Annotated in this window: 23 protein-coding genes; 8 read left to right on the top strand and 15 right to left on the bottom strand. The window is 53.9% G+C overall.

The window, feature by feature from the left end:
* The first annotated feature begins 54 nt into the window (after positions 1-54).
* Positions 55-750, top strand: coding sequence for an ATP-binding protein (locus tag MUG09_RS14890; RefSeq protein ID WP_244772232.1), 696 nt, complete (start codon positions 55-57; stop codon positions 748-750).
* Here the strand turns inward: MUG09_RS14890 and MUG09_RS14885 are convergent.
* The 9 genes from MUG09_RS14885 to MUG09_RS14845 all read right to left on the bottom strand — a co-directional run bounded on the left by MUG09_RS14885 (position 747) and on the right by MUG09_RS14845 (position 8,824).
* The gene (locus MUG09_RS14885) at positions 747-1,835 is read right to left on the bottom strand and encodes a hypothetical protein (protein WP_244772231.1); all 1,089 of its coding nucleotides are present in this window, start codon (positions 1,833-1,835) and stop codon (positions 747-749) included. The genes MUG09_RS14890 and MUG09_RS14885 overlap by 4 nt on opposite strands.
* Complete coding sequence (locus tag MUG09_RS14880) at positions 1,829-2,575, bottom strand: outer membrane lipoprotein-sorting protein (RefSeq protein WP_244772230.1); 747 nt, start codon at positions 2,573-2,575, stop codon at positions 1,829-1,831. The genes MUG09_RS14885 and MUG09_RS14880 overlap by 7 nt, the downstream gene beginning before the upstream one ends.
* Positions 2,568-3,803, bottom strand: coding sequence for an ABC transporter permease (locus MUG09_RS14875; protein ID WP_244772229.1), 1,236 nt, complete (start codon positions 3,801-3,803; stop codon positions 2,568-2,570). The genes MUG09_RS14880 and MUG09_RS14875 overlap by 8 nt, the downstream gene beginning before the upstream one ends.
* A gap of 11 nt (positions 3,804-3,814) precedes the next feature.
* Complete coding sequence (locus MUG09_RS14870) at positions 3,815-5,071, bottom strand: ABC transporter permease (protein WP_244772228.1); 1,257 nt, start codon at positions 5,069-5,071, stop codon at positions 3,815-3,817.
* The gene (locus tag MUG09_RS14865) at positions 5,071-5,751 is read right to left on the bottom strand and encodes an ABC transporter ATP-binding protein (protein ID WP_244772227.1); all 681 of its coding nucleotides are present in this window, start codon (positions 5,749-5,751) and stop codon (positions 5,071-5,073) included. Before MUG09_RS14865 ends, MUG09_RS14870 begins: the two co-directional genes overlap by 1 nt.
* Complete coding sequence (locus MUG09_RS14860) at positions 5,748-6,854, bottom strand: slipin family protein (RefSeq protein WP_244772226.1); 1,107 nt, start codon at positions 6,852-6,854, stop codon at positions 5,748-5,750. Before MUG09_RS14860 ends, MUG09_RS14865 begins: the two co-directional genes overlap by 4 nt.
* Positions 6,851-7,273: a GntR family transcriptional regulator gene (locus MUG09_RS14855; RefSeq protein ID WP_244772225.1), complete on the bottom strand. Its 423-nt coding sequence runs from the start codon at positions 7,271-7,273 to the stop codon at positions 6,851-6,853. The genes MUG09_RS14860 and MUG09_RS14855 overlap by 4 nt, the downstream gene beginning before the upstream one ends.
* A gap of 125 nt (positions 7,274-7,398) precedes the next feature.
* The gene (locus tag MUG09_RS14850; protein ID WP_244772224.1) at positions 7,399-8,235 is read right to left on the bottom strand and encodes a pirin family protein; all 837 of its coding nucleotides are present in this window, start codon (positions 8,233-8,235) and stop codon (positions 7,399-7,401) included.
* Positions 8,236-8,311: 76 nt separating this feature from the next.
* Positions 8,312-8,824 (bottom strand): ferritin, encoded by a 513-nt coding sequence (locus MUG09_RS14845; RefSeq protein WP_244772223.1) that lies wholly within the window; start codon positions 8,822-8,824, stop codon positions 8,312-8,314.
* Between the two features lie 128 nt (positions 8,825-8,952).
* Between MUG09_RS14845 and MUG09_RS14840 the strand changes: the two genes are divergently transcribed.
* Positions 8,953-10,251 carry a TrkH family potassium uptake protein gene (locus tag MUG09_RS14840; RefSeq protein WP_244772222.1) on the top strand — a complete coding sequence of 433 codons (1,299 nt, stop codon included), beginning with the start codon at positions 8,953-8,955 and terminating at the stop codon, positions 10,249-10,251.
* Positions 10,252-10,269: 18 nt separating this feature from the next.
* A complete protein-coding gene (locus MUG09_RS14835) occupies positions 10,270-10,941 on the top strand; it encodes a potassium channel family protein (protein ID WP_244772221.1) in 672 nt (223 codons plus the stop codon).
* Here MUG09_RS14835 and MUG09_RS14830 read toward each other — a convergent pair.
* Positions 10,938-11,459: a gamma carbonic anhydrase family protein gene (locus MUG09_RS14830; RefSeq protein WP_244772220.1), complete on the bottom strand. Its 522-nt coding sequence runs from the start codon at positions 11,457-11,459 to the stop codon at positions 10,938-10,940. The two genes, MUG09_RS14835 and MUG09_RS14830, sit on opposite strands and share 4 nt — an antisense overlap.
* A 123-nt stretch (positions 11,460-11,582) precedes the next feature.
* Between MUG09_RS14830 and MUG09_RS14825 the strand changes: the two genes are divergently transcribed.
* From MUG09_RS14825 to MUG09_RS14810, 4 genes are read left to right on the top strand one after another with little or no spacing between them, the layout of a single operon-like run.
* The gene (locus tag MUG09_RS14825) at positions 11,583-12,485 is read left to right on the top strand and encodes a metal ABC transporter solute-binding protein, Zn/Mn family (RefSeq protein ID WP_244772219.1); all 903 of its coding nucleotides are present in this window, start codon (positions 11,583-11,585) and stop codon (positions 12,483-12,485) included.
* Between the two features lie 4 nt (positions 12,486-12,489).
* Positions 12,490-13,257 carry a metal ABC transporter ATP-binding protein gene (locus MUG09_RS14820; protein WP_244772218.1) on the top strand — a complete coding sequence of 256 codons (768 nt, stop codon included), beginning with the start codon at positions 12,490-12,492 and terminating at the stop codon, positions 13,255-13,257.
* Complete coding sequence (locus MUG09_RS14815; protein ID WP_244772217.1) at positions 13,250-14,137, top strand: metal ABC transporter permease; 888 nt, start codon at positions 13,250-13,252, stop codon at positions 14,135-14,137. The genes MUG09_RS14820 and MUG09_RS14815 overlap by 8 nt, the downstream gene beginning before the upstream one ends.
* Positions 14,109-14,510, top strand: coding sequence for a Fur family transcriptional regulator (locus MUG09_RS14810; protein ID WP_244772216.1), 402 nt, complete (start codon positions 14,109-14,111; stop codon positions 14,508-14,510). The genes MUG09_RS14815 and MUG09_RS14810 overlap by 29 nt, the downstream gene beginning before the upstream one ends.
* Here MUG09_RS14810 and MUG09_RS14805 read toward each other — a convergent pair.
* From MUG09_RS14805 to MUG09_RS14790, 4 genes are read right to left on the bottom strand one after another with little or no spacing between them, the layout of a single operon-like run.
* Positions 14,491-15,408: a helix-turn-helix domain-containing protein gene (locus MUG09_RS14805; protein WP_244772215.1), complete on the bottom strand. Its 918-nt coding sequence runs from the start codon at positions 15,406-15,408 to the stop codon at positions 14,491-14,493. The two genes, MUG09_RS14810 and MUG09_RS14805, sit on opposite strands and share 20 nt — an antisense overlap.
* A gap of 37 nt (positions 15,409-15,445) precedes the next feature.
* Positions 15,446-16,690, bottom strand: a complete 1,245-nt coding sequence (locus tag MUG09_RS14800) for a hypothetical protein (protein ID WP_244772214.1) — start codon at positions 16,688-16,690, stop codon at positions 15,446-15,448.
* A complete protein-coding gene (locus MUG09_RS14795; protein ID WP_244772213.1) occupies positions 16,690-17,451 on the bottom strand; it encodes an outer membrane lipoprotein-sorting protein in 762 nt (253 codons plus the stop codon). Before MUG09_RS14795 ends, MUG09_RS14800 begins: the two co-directional genes overlap by 1 nt.
* A complete protein-coding gene (locus MUG09_RS14790) occupies positions 17,448-19,796 on the bottom strand; it encodes an efflux RND transporter permease subunit (protein ID WP_244772212.1) in 2,349 nt (782 codons plus the stop codon). Before MUG09_RS14790 ends, MUG09_RS14795 begins: the two co-directional genes overlap by 4 nt.
* Before the next feature lie 149 nt (positions 19,797-19,945).
* Between MUG09_RS14790 and pyk the strand changes: the two genes are divergently transcribed.
* On the top strand, positions 19,946-21,379 hold the full coding sequence (pyk, locus tag MUG09_RS14785; RefSeq protein ID WP_244772211.1) for a pyruvate kinase: 1,434 nt from the start codon (positions 19,946-19,948) through the stop codon (positions 21,377-21,379).
* A 2-nt stretch (positions 21,380-21,381) separates the two neighbouring features.
* Here the strand turns inward: pyk and MUG09_RS14780 are convergent, their stop codons facing one another.
* Complete coding sequence (locus MUG09_RS14780) at positions 21,382-22,125, bottom strand: hypothetical protein (RefSeq protein ID WP_244772210.1); 744 nt, start codon at positions 22,123-22,125, stop codon at positions 21,382-21,384.
* Between the last annotated feature and the right edge of the window lie 18 nt (positions 22,126-22,143).

Raw genomic sequence — 22,143 nt, 5'->3', positions numbered from 1 at the left:
TAAAACTGAGCCCCATGGTACCATACCCTTCGATTCGAGACAATGGAGGATATTATGATCAGACAGATGATTACTATAGATGAAGAGAAGTGCAACGGTTGCGGCCTGTGTGTCAGCGCCTGTCAGGAAGGAGCCATCGGCCTGGTCAACGGTAAGGCGGTTCTTTTGCGCGAAGACTATTGTGATGGACTGGGCAACTGCCTCCCGGTATGTCCTACCGGAGCCATCACCTTTGAAGAGCGGGAAGCCCCTGCCTTCAACCACGAGGCGGTCGAAGAGTTCATGCAAGCCAACAAGCCTGTGTTCAGCTGTCCCGGCAGCCAGATCAAGGTCATGAAGGAGAGTCAGCGTCAGAGTGTGCCTTCCAGCACCGCTGCACCATCTGTAAGCCAACTGAGGCAGTGGCCGGTACAGATCAAGCTTGCAGCCCCCAATGCAGCCTTCTTCAACAATTGCGATCTGCTCATCGCCGCCGACTGTGCAGCGTATGCGCATGGGGACTTTCACAATACATTCATCCGTAACCGAGTCACCCTCATTGGTTGCCCCAAGCTCGATGAGGGCGATTATGCACAGAAGCTCACCCAGATATTCTCAAGTCACGATATTCGAAGCATTACGGTGGCACGGATGGAAGTCCCTTGCTGCGGAGGCTTGGATTCAGCGGTCAAGCGCGCCATCGCCGCAAGCGGCAAGATCATCCCCCTTGCAGTGGTGACCATCTCCACCGAAGGGGAAATCCTGCGCTAATAGATCCAGGAGGCTCCCAAGGTCAACGCTGCTGCACTTGCTCCATCCCAGTTGAACAGATCGCCGCTCTCTCCAAAGGGGGCGGCGATGTTTGCGATCAGGGCGAAGCCTTCAAACACCGACCAGGATGCGCCTGCAGAGAGCATGGTGCTGAAATCAAGCGGTGAGAGTATCGCCCTGAGGCTGAACGATAGCGTGCTGGTCGGACTGTATACGACCTCCGGGTAGAGCAGCAGGGCACAGGAGGCTTCGCTCTGGCTCTCAAACTTCCATGTGCCGAAAGGCCGACTGAGCATTTCAAGGCGAAGGGACAGGTTTCTCTCTCCGCTGAGATACTGCATATGAAAGAGGCCGCCGCTGATCAGCCATGACTTTTGGATATCGGAGGCACTGGGATTGCTCTGGTCGATGGTAATCGAGGAGGCCAGATACCAGTCGGGTCCGATGTTTCCCTGCAGGCTTGTGTAGAGCTTGTGAACCCGTGTGGTTTCCTTCTTGGTAAGGTAGCCGCCTTCGACTTTCGTCTCTCCCGCATTGGTATAGAAGCGACCACCCACTCCCATGTCCTGGGCCTCTCCTGTCATGCTCGGCAGAAAAACCGCCTCGGCGAAGCTGAAAAAGCCCAGCGGATAGTTCACATTTATCATCCAATCGGTCTTGGAACGCAACTCAGCCTGCGTTAGGTCCACCGAAACAGAGGAGCTGCCGTAGAGGATGTCTGCAGCATTGAAGAGCATGCCGTCCCCCCAGCTGAGGCGGGTCTTGCCCGCTGTCAGGCGGAAGGAGGGGAATCGGGCACGCAGATAGGCTTTGTAAATGACATCGTCGATAGACGTGATGGGAGTCGGTACCAAAGAATTATAGGTGGTTCTAAAAGCAACCTCTCCCCGTACATTGCCTGAGTTTTCTGAGAGAAGTGAAATTTTCAAATCCATTCCCATGCCCTGCATGAGATCTTGTGAATACAGCATATAGGCTGTTGAGGATAAAAGATTCATCTCCACCACAGGATTCTGTGCCGCCCCGATGCCGAAGAGGAAACAGCCGATAAGAATGGATGCACATAGCAGTCGTCTTCCTACCATGTCAGATTCTCCAAGGCAAAGATCTTTCGGTCGAGCGGGATGTTTACTTCCAAGGTATCCAAGGCCATGATGGTGGAGCTGTCGCGCTTCATCTTGTCCTCGATCTTGGTTTGCTTAGGAAGGGTTCTTCCATCAACCACGATGGTATCGAGGACCTCCATCTCCTTGAGCAGCCTGCCTTGAGCAGTCGAGTAAGCGGCTTTCCACACCAGGTATGTCTCCTTGTCCACCCAGATTTTCTGGATGGGATAGGCGACCTGACGTGTTTTGGCAGTCAAGGTCAGGACATGGCAGTCGTGTCCGTTGACGATCTGGCTGCCGTCAAGGCGGACGGTATAATCGTCCAGGGTGTTCTTCTCCTCGGTCATATCCTCATACGAGAGGTCCGAACCGAGCAGTGACTGTCTCAGTGCAGCCCCCTGGAGTCTGATCAACTCCTCGGCATCAGGATAGAAGAGGTACAGGCTGCCCTTGGTCCGAAGGATCTTCTGCCCGCGTTCGGCAACGCTGGTGAACTCTATCAGGGAGTCGCTTGAACCCTGCGACCATGCCTTGAAGGTACTCTCCTTCACACCGAAGCGGTCGGTTGTCTTGATGGACCCAGTCGAATAGGAGGTGTCGAAGGTTTGCATCCCGTCCATGGTGTTGATGATCTCTTCTGCCGTGATTGCACTCAGGTTGAAGGGAATAATGAGCAGAAAGAGCAGGGTTGTTGTGATGATGCGAGTACGGTTAGACATAGCGCAGTGCCTCCACGATTTGGATTTTTGATGCTCTTCTGGAGGGAATGAGCGTGGAAAGGGTAGCAGTGAGAATGGCATAGAACCAGACAAAGAGGGCGATCCACCAGTTGACCTGTGGATAGAGGATGGAAGAGATTTCCATATCCACCCCGCTCATCGCCTCGGTGAAATTCAGGCCTACCTTGCCCAGAACAGCGATGATGATGAGCCCGGCGATGGTCCCGAGCGTAGAGCCGGCGATACTGATGAACGACCCTTCCAGCAGGAAGAGCCGGGTGAGCTCCTTGCCCTGCATGCCCAAGGCAGCGAGCGTACCGATCTCCCGCATCCGCTCATAAATTACCATCATGGTGGTATTGATGATGACGGTGCTTCCAAGCACAAAGAATACTCCGGCCATGACGTAGTAGATGAACTTGGCGATGGAGAGCAGGGAATACATCATGTTCAGGTCCTTCCAAGCCTTGGTCTCGGTGGCAAGCCCCAAGGAGGCCTGAAGCTCAGCCTTCACCGATTGAGCGACATCCGCTTCCTTGTACCCATCGGCGACCTGCAGGAGAATCTCCTGGGTCTGCCCTTCCATGCGCAGCATGTACTGCGCCCGGTCCAAGGGAATATAGAGGGTTTTGGAACTCAAGCCGCCGACTGGAAACGATGCTATGCCGACTATCTCGAACGTCATTGCATTCGATCCGCGCAGGGCGGTGGATGTCAAAACAGTTATTTTATCCCCGACTTCCAGTTGAAGCTCATGAGCCAGAATGGCTCCGATGAGCAGCTCGTTCTTTCCCGCTTGAGGAATGCTGCCCTTGGTCACCAAGGAGGGAAAGTCGATGAATGCCGCTTCACGTGCAAAATCGACACCGACGCCGAGGGCTCCGTTGTTCTTGCCGTTGAGATAGAGATTTGCCGGGAAGTTGATACGGCTGGTTGCCGCCTCAACGCCATCGACGGACGTTGCAACGCCAAGCACTGCCTCCACATCAAGACTGAGGTGGAGAGGATTGTAACGTTCATACTTCTCGAACGACTCGTGCCGGATTCGTATCTCACCGGTATAATAGGAGGTCAGGTTTGTCTCCATATCCGCTTCCATGCACTCAAGCAGGGCCAACAGGGCCATGATTGCCATTGCTGATACTGCTATCGCTATAGCTGAGAGCGAAGAGCGACGAAGATTGCGAAAAATATTGCGAAATGCTACTGCTGGTAGTTTAGTCGTCATTGCCGATTCTCCTATTGATGATGCAGACAGGTTGGGATGTCCAGCTTCAGGGCTCTTCGAATGGGTAAAAATGCAACGATCATGGAGAGACCGATGCCGCTGAGGAAAGCCTTGATCAGAGTCGGAATGCTCCAGGCACCCCGCATGACGTTCTGGATTCTGAAGCCGATGTCCATATCCCTCAACATGAAACCGAAATCGAAGCCTACATTCACCAAATATAGATTGGCAAGACAACCCAATAGAATGCCGACCACCGAACCAAGCAGTCCGATGCCGCCGGCCTCGAAGAGGAAAGCCAGCAGAATATCGCGGTCGCGCATGCCCAGGGCACGCATCATGCCCAGCTCGCGCATCCGTTCATACATGGCCATCAACATGGTATTGGAAACACCGACGGCTGCGATGATGAACACAAGAAAGAGGATCATGCCGGTGCCTCCTTGCTTGGCTTCAAGAATCGCCAGATAGTCGCGTGCAAGGTCCTCCCAGGTATAAAGCGTCAGGTCGGCATCGATGGCTTGAAGCTTTGGTTGAAGACTTTGCACAACCTCGTTGAGGTTGCTTTTCTCTCCCAGCACGATGTCGATGCTCGAAATCGAACCATCCATGGCGAGGTAGAGGTCGGCGGCTTGGATGTCCATCATCACCAATGAACGATTCACATTGGGATTGGGGCAGTTGATGATGCCGACAACCTGCATGTCGAAGGCTTCATAGAACCCTCCCTTTCCACGGGTGACCAGGGTGACCCAATAACCCACCTTCGCCCCGATGTCCTCGGCAAACCAGCTGCCCAGAACGATGCCGTCCATCTCCCCGCTCTGGAGAAACCGGCCTTCGATGAGTGTATTCTCAAAGCGATAAACATCAAAGTCGGTAGCCGGATTGATGGCTGTCACCTGTACGCTCATATTGCCGTCCTCTCCGAAGTCATCCTGATAGAGAATCATATCGGCGGCAAAGGAAGTACGTGCGGTAGCGGTAATTCCTTCAGCCTTGAGCAGGTCGAGAATTGGTTGAGGACTCTCGATCGATGCATCCAAGGGGAGGAAATAGCGGTCCTCCCAGTAAGCGGAATCGTGGACCCTCAGCGATGCCGTCTCATACCAGCGAAGGTTTCTCATCGACTCAAGCTCTGCTCCAAGCAGCAGTGAGTCTACGAATACGTACATCATCAATCCGAAAGCGATGGCAACAGCGGTTATGGCGGTCCTGCGCTTGTAACGCATCAAATTTTTTGCTGCCAGTTGCAGGATGAATTTCATCACTGCCTCCTTTCATCGCTCACGATGGAGCCGTCATGCAGTTGCACCAGCCGGCTGGCATACTCCATGACCATCTTGTCATGGGTGGAGAAGATGAAGGTCGTGCCGAATTTCTCGTTCATCCGCTTCATCAGCTTGAGGATCTCCTCGCCGGTCTTGGAGTCAAGATTGGCCGTCGGCTCATCGGCCAGGATAATCTGCGGGCGTTTCACCAACGCCCTGGCGATGGCTATTCTCTGCTGTTGTCCTCCGCTGAGCCTTGAAGGGCGACGGTTCTCCATGCCTTCCAGCCCGACTTCCTTCAGGATCTCATAGGTGCGCTGCCTCACTTCTGCTTCAGGAACATCGAGCAGGGAGAGGACGAATGAGACATTCTCATAGGCGGAGAGAACCGGAATAAGGTTGTAGGTCTGAAAGATGAATCCAAGGTTCTGTCTTCTGAACGAAGTCTTCTCCTCCTTGTTCATGGTGCTGACCTTCTGCCCGTTGATGCTGATCTCCCCGTCATCGATAGCGTCTATGCACCCGATGAGGTTGAGCAATGTGGTCTTTCCCGAGCCCGAGGGCCCGGCGATGGAGAGGAACTCCCCGTCCTGTATCTCCAGCGAGACTTGCCTCAATGCACGAACAACACTCTCACCCGTCTTATAATTGCGACTTACCTTCTGAACCTTGATCATTTCTCAGTATCTCCCTCGTCGGTCTTTGACTGTGTATGTGTAAGTTCCTCCACCTTCTGCATGGCTGCTGTGCCCATGACAGAGCCGAAATCCATATGGTCGAGGATGGAAGCAGGCATGAGCATCATGGAATTGTTCTGCCTGATGCCTTCATAGATCATATTCATCGAGCGCAGCTGCAAGGCAATCGGGTCGCTCGCGTATTGGGCGGAGGCCTCGGTGAACTTCTTCGCTATCTCCACCTCTGCGGCCCCGAGGATGATGCGCGACTCCTTCTCCCGTTCAGCCTGAGCCTGCTTGCTCAGCGAATTCTCCAACTCCTTGGGAATGATGATATCGGTGATCTCCACCGAGAGAATCGAAACACCCCAGGGATTTGTCTTTGCATCGAGGGCCTGCTGGATCTCCCGTCCCAACTCCTCGCGCTCGCTGAGCAGACTCGAGAGAGGATGCTTGCCGATTGAATCGCGCAGAGCGGTCTGGGCGGATAGGATGACGGCCTCGGTGTAGTCTTCCACCTCCAGGATTGCTCGTTTTGCATCCCAGATCATCCAGAAGGAGAGGGCGTCCACATGTACCGGCACTGTATCCTTGGTAAGGGTTTTCTCCGCACTGAAATCGGTTGCCCTGATTCTCATGTCGATGAACTCTGCAATACGGTCGACCAGTGGAATGAGAAAGAACAATCCGGGTCCGCGGACCTTATGGAACTTGCCAAGCCTCAGGACCAGGACCTTGTCCCAGTGATACACCAACTGGAAACATGCCGAGAGCAATAGCCCTAAGGTTGATAGAAGCGTGATGGGGTAGAGGTATATGGACAGACCGCCCACAATGCCGACCCACAGCATGAGAACGAGTGCCATCACAACAGCCCAGATGGGAAAGATTACTACAGCCAAAGCCGCCACAAAAGTCGATGCACTCACCGATACGATGGCCTCAAGATGTGTATAAGGGTAGAGCGACAGTTGTAAAACCGCTCCAAGGGCCAGAAAGATGGCCAGACACAAAAACGAGATCGAGCCATAGCTGAAGTCCCGCTTGAGAACAAACCCCTTCATGTTCTTGATTCGTTCAATTTTCTTCTGATACAGGTTCATACTGTTCCCTCTTTTTTCTGAGCTTCTGCGCCCAGGTCTTCAATGACTTGTTGGATTTCCTCCAACGTGAAGCCGTAGCTGGAAGCTTTTGTAAGATACTCCTTGGTGATTTGGGAGAGGATGCGCTCGCGTTCAATTGCATCAAGGGTTACCTTCTTGTCGCTGATGAAGGTTCCCGAGCCCTGTTGGGTGACCACGATGTTCCGTATTTCCATTTCAGCATACGCTCGGGCGACTGTATTGGGGTTGATGCTCAAATCGACGGCAAGGCTGCGGACAGTGGGCAGCTGTGCACCTTTTTCAAGCCTCCCGTCGGCGATGGCCATCTCCACCTGGAAGATGATTTGCTTGTAGAACGGAACCCCGCTCTTTACATCCAGGCTGAACTCCAATGCAGGTTCTTCTTTCAGCTTTGCCACATAGCGCTCCTTTCTTGTACTATTGTACTGGTGTATTAGTACAATGTCAACAAAAGCCTCGTGGTGTCTATGGAAAAAAAATTGCTACCCTCGCATGGGTAGCAAAAAAGGAGGAGCAGAAAATCTTATGCGTGTTTGATGAAAGTTCCTTCACGCAACTCACGCTGGGCGAGGGAGAGCTCTTCACGGGTATTCATGACAATGGGGCCTGCCCAGGCGATCGGCTCTCCAAGTGGTTTTGCACTGTAGAGGAAAATGCGCGCGCCCTCTGAACCTGCCTTCAACGAAAGGGTGTCTCCTTCGCCGAAGAGCACCGCCCTGTGATAGGGGACTTCTTGGTTGTCGGTATGCACCGAACCACGGACGATGTAGATGAACAGGGTATTCCCGGGATTGACCGAAAGGTCCCATGACGCATCGGGCTCGAGCTTGATGTCCAGATAAAGCGTCTTCACATAGTCACCCTGTTCCGGTCCGGCCTTGCCCTCATAGAAGCCGCTGATGATCCTGACCTCCGAACCCTCTCCCTGTATGACTGGAATCTGATGCTCTCTGATATCGCGATACGCAGGATCGGTCATCTTGTCCTTCTTGGGAAGGTTGATCCACAGCTGGGTGCCAAGCATGAGCCTGCTCTCCTGCGGCATCTCTTGATGTATTATGCCGCTGCCGCCGGTCATCCACTGGCAGCACCCGTCGTTGATCGAACCCTTGTTTCCCATGCTGTCCCCATGCTCGATCTCCCCCTCGATGAGGTAGGTGACTGTTTCGATGCCTCGGTGGGGATGCCAGGGAAATCCTGCAACATAGTCCTTCGGATCGACAGAGTCAAAGGCATCCAACATAAGGAAGGGATCGAACTCCTGGACATCGTTGTAGCCGATGACCCGGACCAGTTTTACACCGGCTCCGTCGTACTGGACAGCGCCTCCGGTGATGCGTTTGATGGGCTTTACGTGCATGGAAACTCCTTTGTTTGCTTAAAGAACAGACTACCCGCCTTTTTGCAAAAGGGCGGGTAGATTCATACGCAGGATATTACAGAACGAGAGAGGGCGGTGCGAAGGTTCTGGCTGCAAGCTCCTGGTTGAGCAGGTACAGGCCGCGGGCATCGGATCCGAAGACTTCGAACTTCTGGATATTCTCCTGGGCGTTCATCTCCTCTTCTCCCTGCTCCTTGATGAACCAGTCCAGAAACTGCTGGGTCCTGAAATCCTTCACCTTGATGGCTTCTTCGTAGATGGTATTGATGGATGCTGTCACATATTCCTCATGCTTGAGGGCCTCCACAAGCGGGGCTTTAAGGTCGGCATAGGGCTTGGACGGGTCTGCAAGGGCGCTCAATTTTACGAAATGCCCATTGTTCTGCAGATACTGGCGCATCAGCATGGCATGGCTCATCTCCTCCTGGGCCTGAACCTTGAACCAGTTCTCATAGCCCAACAGGCCTTTGTCAGCATAGTAGTTTGCCATATCCAGATAGAGGTAGGCAGAGTAGAACTCTTTGTTGATTTGTTCGGTGATCAATTTTGCAATGGTAGGTGCAAGCATGGTTGGTTCTCCTTTAGTCGAGATGCGTGATATAAGAATAGTATACAATTAAGATTGTGTATCGACAATGGTAATCGCGCAGTGGGGGGAGTTGCATCGCAGAAAAGAGTTGGAGTAGACTTTTGCTCATGAAAAAACCAAAGGGCAAACGCTTGGAGCCGAATCATCTGCTGCTTATCGGCTTTTTGGCGATCATCCTGATGGGTTCGATGCTGCTGAGCCTGCCTGTCGCCCATAACAGCGGCCAAGACGTTGCCTACATCGATGCCCTATTCATCTCTGCAAGCGCCGTCTGCGTCACCGGCCTTGTCACCGTCGATGTCGCCCTGACGTTCTCATTGTTCGGACGAACGGTTATCGCCATCCTGATACTCCTTGGAGGTTTGGGTTTTGCCTCCATCGTCATCTCCTTCAGTCTGCTCTTGGGCATGAACGTCAACCTGTCCAAACGCCTGTTCATCAAGGAGGCGTACAACCTCTCATCGATAAAGGGGACGCTGGGCATCGTCCGTGCAGTCCTGATATCCTCCTTTGTAATCCAGGCCCTGGGGACTGCAGCAGAGTACTTTGTGTTCCGCCAGGCCTATACGCCTTTGAACGCCTTCGGTCACGCCCTTTTCAATACCATCAGTGCATTCAACAATGCCGGGTTTGATTTGATGGGCGGCTATCGCAGTCTGACAGCCTACCAAGCAAGTGCGGTAATGAACCTGACCACCGCTGTTCTCATCATCCTTGGAGGGACCGGTTTCTTTGTACTTGCCGACATAGCCAGAAGCCGAACATGGTCGAGCTTGAGCATGCACAGCAGGATCGTGATTCTGATGAACGGAACGCTCATTACCCTGGGCTTCCTTTTCTTCATGGCCGTCGAGCACCTATCCCCGCTTGCCGCCTTCTTCCAAAGCGTAACAACCCGAACCGCGGGCTTCAATACCGTCGATATCGCCTCCTTCTCCCAAGCCGGTCTGTTCTTTGCAATGCTGCTCATGTTCATCGGGGCCTCCCCGGGTTCCACCGGCGGCGGCATCAAGACCACGACGACTTTCGCCCTGTTGCTCAGCCTGGGGTCGTTGATGTTCCGCCGTGAGAGTGCGGCATTCAAACGCAAGGTGGGCGGTGAGAGTATCCTCAAGGCCTTTCAGGTGCTTCTGCTCTCCTTCCTGGTTGTCCTGTTCGGATCTTTGTCGCTGTTGTTGATCGAAGGTGAAACCTATGACTTCATGGCGGTGTTGTTCGAGACCGTCTCCGCCTTTGCTACTGTCGGTCTTTCCTGCGGTATCACCCCGACATTGTCAACACTCTCGAAGGTGGTCATTGTGCTTATTATGTTTGCCGGAAGGGTGGGGCCCATCACAATCGCCACCAGCCTCAAGGCGAAGAGTTCCCATCTGGGCTATATTGAAGAACAAGTATTCATCGGTTGATGCAAGGAGCTGGAGCATATGAAGAAAGAGTTTGACCCCAATGCATTTGGAATCATCGGACTGGGACGTTTCGGTCTGGCCCTGGCCCTTGAGTTGACTGCGGCGGGAAAGCATGTGATAGTCCTTGAAGTCGAGGCGGAAAAGCTGGATGCGGTCAAGGACCAGATAGAGAACATCTATCCGATCAAGTCGATCACACCCGAGGTATTGGAGGAGTCCGGCATATCCCATTGCCACACCGCCATCGTCTGCATCGGCAAGGACATCGAGTCCAATATTCTGGTTACAATGAGTCTGGTGGAGCTGGGGATTCCCAGGGTCATCGCCAAGGCCACGAGCACCAACCATGGAAAGGTGCTTCAGCGCATCGGTGCCGAGGCGGTGTTCCCCGAGGTCGAGATGGGGACGAGGCTTGCCCATTCACTGGTCAGCACCGGTACCTTGGACTTTTTGGAGCTGTGTGAGGACTTTTCCATTGCGAACATCGAGCTATCTTCCAAATTCGCCGATCAGAGTGTGGCTCAGCTGAACTTGAGGAAACGCTATCACCTGAACATCATCGTAGTCATACGCAACGAGAAAGCCATCAGCGATATTGCCCCCGATCTTGTGCTCGAGGAGGCGGATGTGCTGGTCGTCGGCGGCTCGAATGAGGCGATCAAGAAGTTCGAGCAGGCAAACGAGCTCTAGCCGATAGTCTGTCTGCCTTCACATAAATCCACACCGAAGTGCCAGTACTCAAGGGTGTTCTGCTTCATGTGCAGCAGTTCCTCCTCGGTGAGTTGGCGGATGGCTCTGGCAGGGGAGCCTATGATCAGGCTGTGTGGTGGATAGGTCTTGTTGGGTGGAACCACTGAACCGGCCCCGACCAAGCATTGTGTTCCGATGTGGCTGCCGTCCAGCACGATCGAACCCATTCCTATCAGACAGTCATCCTCGATCGTGCAGGCATGCAGGATCGCCCCATGACCGATGGTGCACCGTTTGCCCACCGCCAAGGCTTGAGCCTTGGTCACATGCAGCACGCAATTGTCCTGGATATTCGTCTGCTCACCGATGGTGATGCTGTTTACGTCGGCTCTGAGCGTGGCATGAAACCATATGCCGACCCCATCGCCGAGCTTGGCATCCCCGATGATATCGGCCGTCGGTGCAACATAACAGTGTCGTCCAATTGTAGGCTGGGTCCCATTGTATCCTGCTATCATGCAAATGCTCCTTTGTTATGGATTGAACCATATTCAGTGATTTCTGTATAGTGATTGATTTGCGAATGACTTGCAAATTACAGTACATTTCACTATCTTGTACCTACCTTATGAGGAGGTGCCATGCGTACTCGTATTCTTGTCATATTCGTTCTTCTTTCATCCGCTCTGCTCTTTGGCAGCGGGACAAAAGAAGCAACCGATAAAGATTCCAAGCCGGTTGTAGTGGTGAGCATCCTGCCGCACGCCTATTTTGTCGACCAATTGACCCAAGGCTTGGTCGAGGTTGTCACCTTGGTGGGTGAGGGGCAGAACCCGCACTCCTACGAACCGTCCCCCTCTCAGATGGCGCGGTTGGCGAAAGCCAAGCTCTGGATTCTCAGCGGAACCGATTTTGAGCTCTCCCTGCGACAGAAAGTGACCGGTCTCTATCCAAACCTAGTTGTAGTGGATGGGACAAGGGGAATGACATTCCGGATGATAGAGGAGCATGACCATGAGGCCGAAGGCCATGATGAGCACGATGATGGGCACAATCTGAACATCGACCGCCATACCTGGCTCGGTCATGAACAGGTCAAGGTTCTGCTTGCCAACACAAAAGAAGCCCTTTTGCCCGTACTGAGTGCTGAGAGCAAGGCGGTCGTCGAGAGTCGATGCCAAGACCAGATTTCAAAGATTGACGTGCTGTTTGCATCGCTTACCGACCAACTCGAGCCGCTGGCCGGTTCCACCGTCTTTGTCTACCACAACTCCTTCGGCTATTTCCTCGACTCCTTCTCAATCGCTCAGGAAGCCGTAGAGACCGGGGGAAAGGAGCCTACCGCCAAAGCCTTGTCTGCCTTGATCGAAAAGGCCAAGGCACAGCAGCCAAAGGTAATCTTTGTCCAGAAGCAGTTCCCCGTGGCCAGTGCCAAGACGGTAGCCGAAGCCGTAGGGGCAGAGGTGGTGAGCCTCGATCCGCTTGCCTATAACTGGATGGAGAGCATCCAAACCATGGCTGATGCGCTGATGAAGGTGCGGTAAAACCATGGTGGATGTACCAATTGCACTCCAGTTTGTATCGGTCTCGTTCTCCTATCCGGCTTTGGATGTACTCGAGGATGTGAGCTTCCACTTTCATAGCGGGGAGTTCATAGCCCTTGTCGGTCCCAACGGATCGGGCAAGACCACACTGCTCAAGCTGATCCTGGGTCTGGAGCAACCACAGAAGGGAGCCATCACCTTGCTCGGCCAGAATCCAAAAAAGAGCAGCAGCCTCATCGGCTATGTCCCTCAGCACGCGTCCTATGACCCGACATTCCCAATCACGGTGCAGGAAGTTGTCAGAATGGGTATGGTGGCATCGACAGGACGCGGCCAGCGCAAGCAGGAGCTGGAGCAAGCCCTATGGGCTCTGGAGCAAGTAGAGCTCGCCCATCTGGCATCCCGCTCCTACAGCGATCTGAGCGGCGGGCAGCGCCGCCGTGTCCTGGTAGCAAGGGCGCTGTGTGCCAAGCCGAGCATGCTCATCCTCGACGAACCGGCTGCCAATATGGACAAGGAGAGCGAGAGAAGGCTTTATGCCACGCTGGCCAACCTCAAGGGAGAGACTACGATTCTCATCGTCACTCACGATATGCGTCAAGTTTCCGACCTCACCGACCGGGTGTTCTGCATCGATGCCCACAAGCAGGGAAAAGTGGGCCGCACCGTGGTGCAGCATGCGTTGGAAGACTACGAAGACGGGACCAAGCGCATCCTCCACGATGTCCGTCTTTCGGGCGACCAGTGCCAGAAGGAGGGTCTTGATGGATAGTCTTGCAAGCTTTTTCAGCGCATTGGTCTCAGCCGACTTTCCCTTTGTCAGGAATGCCTTTCTGGCTGGTCTGCTCTCTTCGGTGCTCTTCGGGGTGCTCGGCTCGGTAGTCACCGTCAAACGCATTGCAGGCCTCGCCGGGGCGATCAGCCACGCGGTGCTGGGAGGAATCGGGATCGCCCTGTACCTTAGTGCAACCGGCAAGGTTCCTGGCCTCAGTCCGATGGTGGGTGCGGTTGTATTCGCCCTGCTCTCTGCAATTATCATAGGAACGGTCTCACTGAAGTCCAAGCAGCGCGAGGATACCGTCATCCAAGCCATTTGGGCGATCGGGATGAGCATCGGGGTGCTCTTCATGGCAAAGACTCCCGGATACACCGATCCCTCCAGTTACCTGTTCGGCAACATCCTCTTGATTTCCAATCAAGATTTGGTGTTGCTTCTTCTGCTTGACGTGGTGGTGGTCTTTCTCGCCTGGCGCTTCTACCCCCAGATCGAGGCTTCGGCCTTCGATGAGGAGTTCGCCCAGGTACGGGGCATCCATACCCGCTCGGTATTTCTGATCATCCTCTCGGTGACCGCCGTTGCGGTGGTGCTTTTACAAACATTCGTAGGGATTGTCATGGTGATAGCCATGCTGACCCTGCCGGCGGGGACGGCCGGCTATACAGCAAAGAACCTGGCATCGATGATGGTCGGTGCCACCCTCTATGCCTTCTTCTTCTCCTTTTCGGGTTTGGCGGTGGGTTGGGTCGTCGACGTTCCGGTGGGGGCAATGGTGGTTGTCATCGCTGGAGCCTTCTTTTTAGGCAAGGCGGCAGGGAATCTCATTACGAAGCGAAGGAGGGGCCATGACCAAGTCGCGAAAAGCACTTCTTGAGGTACTGAGGATGAGCAATGAACCGGTCTCGGCTTCCCACTTGCTGCAGCATCCCTCCATTCGGTTCGACCAGGCCACCGTCTATCGGAACCTTCATTACCTGGAGGAGAAAGGGATGGCCGACTCATTCATTCTTCACTGCACCGAGCATGGCACGGAGCGTTACTACAGCTATCGAAGCTGTGAGGATGGTGTGCATCACCACTGGTTTCACTGCCGGACCTGTCATCGGTTCATAGACCTTGGAGACTGCCAATATGATGAACAATTGGCAAGGTGGGAACAGGCCTATGGCTTCACCGTCAGCGACCATACCTTTTTTCTGACCGGCCAGTGCAAGAATTGCAAGGATGCTACTGCTTCAACAAATTGAAGAGCTGCAGGCGGTTGCTCACCCCCAGTTTCGTATAAATGTTCTTGATGTGGGTCTTTACGGTATTGGGGGAGATGAAGAGTTCCTTCGCAATCTCCTGATTGCTCAATCCCTCGACCAGGAGGTTGATGATCTGTGCCTCCCGTTCCGAGACTCCAAGCTGCTTCACCTTGGCATCAGGAAGTCCGCTTGTCATCTCATAGGTGAGGAAGTAACGGCGGCTGATGAAGTAGTACAAGTACACCGAGAGGACGGCGAAGCTGAGATACACAAGCTTGAATGCCACCTGCCTGAAGAAAAGGATGTCCAAAGGGAACAGGATGATCAGGGGCAGGAAGGTGTAGCAGATGCCTTTCAGCAGCCGCTCCTCCTCCCAGGTGGTCGCTTTTTTAGCGTAGAGGCACCCCAGCACTCCATGAATGACCAGAAACATGCTTGCACTGAAGAAATGGTACCGCATGGTGTCGTGCAAAGCCTTGATCCAGTCTCCTCCGCTCTTTGCAAAAATGATGTAGAGGCTGAGGATGAAAAAGACAAGAATCAAAAGGGTGAGAATGCGGTTGCCCAGATGCTTCTGCTCCTCGGTCGCCCTGATCAACTTGATCAAGTACCTGCTGAACATCAGAAGCAGGAGCGTGGTCAGCAATACGGAGAGAAGGGTCGCTCCCAGGGCATAGGTCTCATAGAAACGTGAAAGCAGGTGCTGCTCATCCAAAACCCTGCTCAGGTAGGTGGTCAACAAAGTCAGGCACATCTGAAAACTCAACGGGGTGAGCACGGTGAGAAACGAGCCGGTATAGGCATCACTCATACGAACGCGAAGCAACACGCACAAGCAGGTAATCGAGACTACCAAGGCTGTCGTCAAGAAGAGCAGGATGTCGGATAGAATCACCATAGAGACCCTCTTGGAGAATCCTATCACACCCGGCGCTCTAGAACCATGCCTTCATGCCGACCTGCAGCGAATCATTGTCATCCCAACTCTTGTACAGACTGCTCTTGGTGCCGGCAGCCCCATACACCGTACCCTTGAGAAATACACTCAGGTTATCCTCAAGCGCATAGGAAAGAGAAGTGAGGACGGCATACCCTTCGCTCTCGATGTTGTAGGTGACAGCGGCCCTGGCTGTGAGCCGTTGTTGCATGAACGGATACTCCACGACCATCAAGAGGGTGTTCTCATACGCCTTGCCATCGTAGGAGGCCAGATAATCCACATCAACGGGGTTTGCGCTGCTGTAGTCCAATATATACCTGCCCTGATAGGCGAGGGCCAGGAAGGCCGAGCTTGCCGGGTGAGTATAGGAAAGCTCTGCAAGATAGGCGAACCTGCTGTTGTAGAGACTGCTGTCAGTTCCATCCTTGTCTTCGCTGAGAAAGAAGCCTCCTTCAAGGGCAAGGGTGAATGGGTCGAAGAGCAGGCTGCCTTCCATGCCGAAGAGTTGGTAGCGGGTATAGGTCAAGTTCAAAGAAGTTGGCAAAAATGTTACTGAATCGAATGCTGTAATGGTGAATCCAGGATCCGAGTGATGTCCATTGAAGTACAACAGGCCCATATCCAGGTTTCCAAGGGAGGTGCGATACCGGCCGCCGGCTTCCCATGAGCCAAGGTTTGAGGTGTCCGGCTCGGTGATGGTTGCACTTCCAAAGGCCGTAGGAACGAGGCTGTATCGGCCTTCGGTGACCAAATAGGAGGGTGAGAAGCCCGGCTTGAAAGCCAGGTCCAGCGAACTGTTCTTGAAGTATGAGGATGCAAGCAGCATCGCAGATGGGCGTTTCATCGCCTCAAGGTCGTCCACAAAGCCGTCTCTGAGGTCACGGGAGGAGAGCACATCGACTACATGGGAGGTGGAAGCGCTTCCCCACGGGTGGGTGAACAGGCCCCCCTTGATCGTCAGATTCCGCGCAAAGAGGGAGATCGAGAGTTCGTCCGCCTCCAACCGGTTTTCCAGCACATCGTATGAGAGTTGGGCGACTGAACGGTAACGCTGACCGTTCTGCTCGGCGGCGAAGGAGAGCTTCGAGTCAGTAAGAAACTGCTCGTCCCGATAGAGTCCTCCACCGGCTTTTACCGTAAAGGTGGTGATTCTGCTTGGCTGCTCCTCCAAGAACAGGTCGAAGCTGTACAGCGCCGGCAAGAGAAGACTGAATGCGAGTATAAGGAGTATGCGTTTCATTAGAGCCTCCCGGTTTCCAAGAATTTCAAGGTGAAATATCCACTGCTGAGGGGGATGTCGAAGCGGGTCTGCAGCATCTCAAGGCGTGTGGCATGGCCGCTGGCCTCTGTTTTCATCGTCAGGATTTTAGTGATGGGTTTTCCCTCGACGGTATCGGTCTCTTCGGTGACCAAGGTTTTTACCAGGGTTTTTCCATCGAGGTCGTAGAATTCGACCCGCAAAGGAAGGTACGTCGCTTTTTCGACTACCGTAATGGTTTTCCCATAGGTCTTTTGCGCAAAGGGAGTGGATTGGATGCGCCAGCTTGTTGCATCCTCATCCAGCAGCAGATGGTCTGCCTCCTTTTCGTCATAGGTGGTCGAGGCCATGTCCGAATATGAGAAGTCACTGCCCATGAACGAGCCTCCCTCCTCTGATGAGCCTATGCGCCGGCTTCGCTTCAAGGCAGGCAGATAGATCCACTGTTCGGTCCTCCCCCCTTGCTGCTCGATGGAGAGAAACCGTGTGTTTCGCACATTTTCAGGGGAGAGAAAGACTGTCAGCGAAGATGTCAATCCCTCCTTGGTTTGGCTGAGGGTTTGAATCCTTCGTTCACGCATCTGACCGTTGGGTTCGATAAGGGTGAGTCTGAGATCGAGTGCGGATGTATCGGAACTCTGGATCTCCATTACCTTGGCCATCACGTAGCCGGCCGGTACGGCCGCCAAGACAAGGCTGCAGGTGAACAGGACAAGGATAAGGCTGGTGAACATTCGTTTCATGAAGGCCTCCTGGTAATAAGAGAGCTGTAATGTAGTTTTATCGCTCCAAGAATCAGCAGGGCGGAAAGTGCGGCACTGATCATGGCGATGGAGAAGAGCAGACCCATGTTGGCAATGGGAACGAAGCGACTGAAGAGCAGGCCCGAGAACCCCAAGGCAACCGAGGCTGCATTCGCCATGATCGCCTTGCCCGTTGTCTGCATGACTTCGGTTACGCTCTGATCGTTGCGTTGGAATGCCGAAATCAAGTGAATGGCATAATCCACTCCGACTCCGATGCACAGTGCTGCAAGCAGGCTGGTAATAATGTCCAACTTGATATGGAAAATGACCATGACACCGAATACCGAGGTAAGGGCGAAGAGGCAGGGAATGAGGCTGAGCGTGGCTAGCTTTGCCGACTTGAAGGTCAAGAGAACCAAGAGCCACACTGCAAGAAGTGAACTGAAGAGGGAGATGACCTGGCTTTTGGTCACCAAATCGGTGAGTGCAAGGCTTACCGCTTCCCCGCCGCCGATCTCCACCGACCAATCTTCAGGAAAGAGGGTGGGGATCAGGGAGGTGAGGTTTCGCAGCGTCCGTGTATCGGAATCCTTGAGAAGAATGGTTATGAGCATGGCATCGGGCTCAAGCGGGTCGTTGATGAAGGTGTCCAGCGATGAACTGTACAGCAACAGGTATTGGGCGATGAGGGCGGCCAACTGGTCTTCTGTCTCAAGCCCATAACGGGAGGGGTCGAGAGGAATCTCATAGCTTCCCATTCCCCCCGCTTGTTCACGTAACGGCTCGTACGCTTGCCCGCCGGCCTGTTCATCGGACAGGTCTGTGAAAAAATCAAAAACGAGCTCCGGTTCGTCGGATTGTACGGTACTCTCTCCATCTCCCGGGCCGAGCAGCTCATTCATCCGCTTCACAAACGGCAGGATGGACTGCACCCCTCCTACATGGTTTTCTCCTTCCAAGGTTGAAATTGCCTTCTCAACGATGGTGAGGGTGCTTGGCAGCAGCACCTCTTCGGAGGGTTTGACCATGACCGAGAGTGAGAAGCTCCCCTGCATGCGCTGATTGTATGATCGGGTATCCTGGACCAGGTCCGAGCCTTTCTTGAAGAAGGCAAGGATGTTCGTTCCCTCTTCAAGCTTGCTGTAGGAGAGCGGCAGGATGATTACCAAAAGCAGCAGGGAGGCAAACAGTATGACTTTCCCGTAGTGGTTGGAGAGGGTGTTCCCCATCGCAACCCACAGGCCCCTTGCTGCTCTCTTTCGTACTTGCTTGTGAATAGGTTCCTTGTAGACCAGACGTATCAGGGCCGGCAGCAGGATCAGAGAACTTGCGGCGCAGACCACCACTCCTATGAAACTGAGCAAACCGAAGGTGCGAAACGGCAACAACGGGCTGGAGAGCTGGGCGAGAAAGCCGAAGGCGGTCGTAGCAGCTGCGCTAAGAATGGGAGAGGTGTTTTTCTTGACCACTTTCTTCAAGGCGTTTTCTACTCCCAGGCTCTCATACTCCTCAAAGAAGTGGCTGAAAATATGGATGGTGTAGGCGCTGCCGACGATAAGCAGCAATACGGGTACCAGCATGGTGGCCATGGTGAAGGTGATGCCGGTGATACTCATGATTCCCAAAGCCAGCGAGCTGCTGAAAACCAGAGGAACAAGGCACAGAAGGGTTGCCTTGAAACTTCTAAGGAAGAGATAAAGAACAAGCATGATCAAGGCCGCAACAATCGGGACCAAAAAAGCGAGATCGGCGAGCAGGCTTATTCGAATCTGCTCGGTAACCACAGGAAGCCCCAGGATGGAAGACTCCAAACCAGAGAGGGGGGCGAGGATGGCGCGCAGCGAGCCGAGCAGCGCTGCCTGGTTGTAATCGAGCTGTGTCTGGATGAGGATCGAGGCGCTTGTCCGGTCCTCACTGAGAAAGGTTCCCTCGTAGAAACCCGGCCAGCTTGCAATATGGGTCTCAAGCGCTTCTACGTTCCCTTCATACAGTGAAACCACTTCCACCCCATCGGGTGCAGGCTCCAGATGCTTCAAGTTGGTGATCGAGCTGGCCTGCTTGACCCCCTCCAGTTTTCCTATCTCATCGGTGAGAGAGGCTATGAGTGCAAGGTTTTCTCCACTGAGAATGCCCTTTTCGTCATACAGGCTTACAACGAGGGCATCGAGGGAGCCGAACTGCTCTTCGATCCGGTTGTTCGTCTCCACGACTGGAGCCTTGGTGGGAATGAAGGCATCGGTCGAGGAATCGATTTTTAATCTTCCGATTCCAAGCAGACTGAGAGAAGAGAGAAGCAGGCAGGCTATGACGATCAATGCGTCGCGACTTCGTTGGTGTTCCATATCATCACTGTAGCCGTTTCAAGCATGTCTGCAATCGCCTGAGCAGAGCATATTGCCTCACCTTTGCGGGTGAGACACTATCACCCGATAGGTAATACCCGCTTTACAAAAGCCGGTCCATCCATGATGATTGCCATAGGGGGAACACTATGAACTATACCAAGATTGTCGCAACACTCGGTCCGGCCAGTGAGAGCTATGAGATGATCAAGACCATCCTTGAGGCAGGTTGCAGGGTCATAAGGCTGAATTTCAGCCACGGCTCGCACGAGGAGCAACAGAAGCGTCACGACAACGTACGCAAAGCAAGCGAGGAGCTGGGTTTTCCCGTCACAATCCTCATGGACCTGCAGGGGCCGAAAATTCGACTGGGCAGCCTGGAGGATCCCTCCTATACCCTGAAGAAGGACGAGAAGCTGATCATCACCACCGAAGTCTGTGTGGGAAACCGCCGGCGTATCAGCATCGACTATCCGAACCTGCACGAAGAGATACTCATCGGTCAGCGAATTCTCATCAACGATGGTCTGGTAAGCCTGGTTGTGGAGAGTATCGAGGGCCGGGACATCCATTGCAGGATGCTGGAGGAAGGAACCTTGCTGCCCCGAAAAGGAGTGAACCTACCTCAAGTCCCGCTGAAGCATCTCAGTTCCTTCACCAAGAAGGATGAAGCGGACCTTGCCTTCGCCTTTGCCAACAACCTCGATTATGTAGCCCTTTCCTTTGTCCGCAGCGGCGATGATGTGAGAGCCTTGAAGGCTCATATGAAAGCTGTGTACGGCAGGACCATTCCCATCATCAGCAAAATCGAGAAACCCGAAGCTGTGGAGAACCTTGCCGATATCATCGGTGAGTCCAGTGTCATCATGATCGCCCGTGGGGATCTGGGGGTGGAGGTTCCAGCCGAAGAGGTTCCCCTGATTCAGAAATCCATCATCCGCAGCTGCATCGATGCCGGTATTCCGGTGATTACCGCCACGCAGATGCTTGAGTCGATGATGCACAACCCCCGGCCCACCCGAGCCGAGACAAATGACGTTGCCAATGCCGTGCTCGACGGCACCAGTGCGGTCATGCTCAGCGGGGAGACTGCGGCAGGGGAGTATCCGCTTCAGGCGGTGACCACCATGGCTCGTATTGCAAGTCTGGCCGAGCGCAGCAGTGCCTTCCGCAGGCAGGTATTCAATCAGATCAGCACCCTCGATCCGCACCGCAAGCAATCCAAGACCGAGGCGGTGGGTCTCGCTACACGTGAACTCGCCCTCTCTATAGGAGCCTCCTACATCGCCTGTTTCACCCAATCCGGATCAACGGCCCGCCTGATCGCCAAATTCCGTCCCTCGGTGCCCATCATCGCCTTCTCCCCCCTGAAGGAGGTCGTGCAATACCTTGCCCTCTCCTGGGGTGTCACCCCCATACTCATCGAGCCTCAGGATTCAGTGGACCATCTGTTGGCCTATGCACCCTGGTACCTGAAAGAGCACAAGTTGGTGGAGAGAGGACAGTCTGTGGTGATCACCGCCGGGGTGCCGGTGGGCAGCTCGGGCAAGACCAACATGATCAAGGTGGTGGAGATCGAGTAGTACTACGGCCTGAAGGAGATGGAAGCGCCCAGACTCAGGGCTCTTCCCTGATGGTCGAAGAGATCCAAGGCACGGATGTCCACTGAGATGAAGGTCGACTTGAGAAACTCGATGGGCAGCAGCCGTATTCCTACATTGACCAACCCCCGGATGTCGGCATTGCCGGCCGATGGGGTTGCACTGTAGCTTACATTGCCGAAATCCATGAGGAAGTCGACCTTCCCCTTGAAGGTTTTCTCCAAAAGCGGAGTCTGGAAGGCGAGGGCGAAGTTGATGTCGCTGTTCATGCCCTTCATCAGTGAGTACCCCACCAAGAGCGTGGTCTTGGATGGATGGTCCATGATGGAACTGTCGAAGGTGGAGACAAGGTACAGCTGCGTCGATATCTGGTTGGTATCAGACACCCCGCTCCATTGTCCAAGCAATCCGGCAGCAAGACTGGTGGTTCCCTTTTTGCTGAACCGCCACTTTGCATTGAGCAACAAGTCGGTATTATCGGCGATGTCAACGGCAAGACTCGTCTCAAACGTGTCCTTGAAAGCCAATTGAAGGGCGGGTATATGGAGAGCACCGCTGGTGCCGAATGTGGCACTGTAGGCGGTGGTGACCGCACTTGCATTGGTGCTGGGTGTTACCTCAGCGCTGGGGACGACAATATATCCCGACGTTCCTGCAAGGGTGGTATTTGCAGACAACGAAACCGAGCATGCAAGCAGAATCAGGGAAACAGCAAGGAATCTTTTCATACAATTCTCCTGTGCTAA

Source organism: Sphaerochaeta associata, assembly GCF_022869165.1.
Classification (GTDB): domain Bacteria; phylum Spirochaetota; class Spirochaetia; order Sphaerochaetales; family Sphaerochaetaceae; genus Sphaerochaeta; species Sphaerochaeta associata.
The sequence above is the reverse complement of the archived record's forward strand: the minus strand, read 5'-3'. Positions and strand labels throughout refer to the sequence as shown.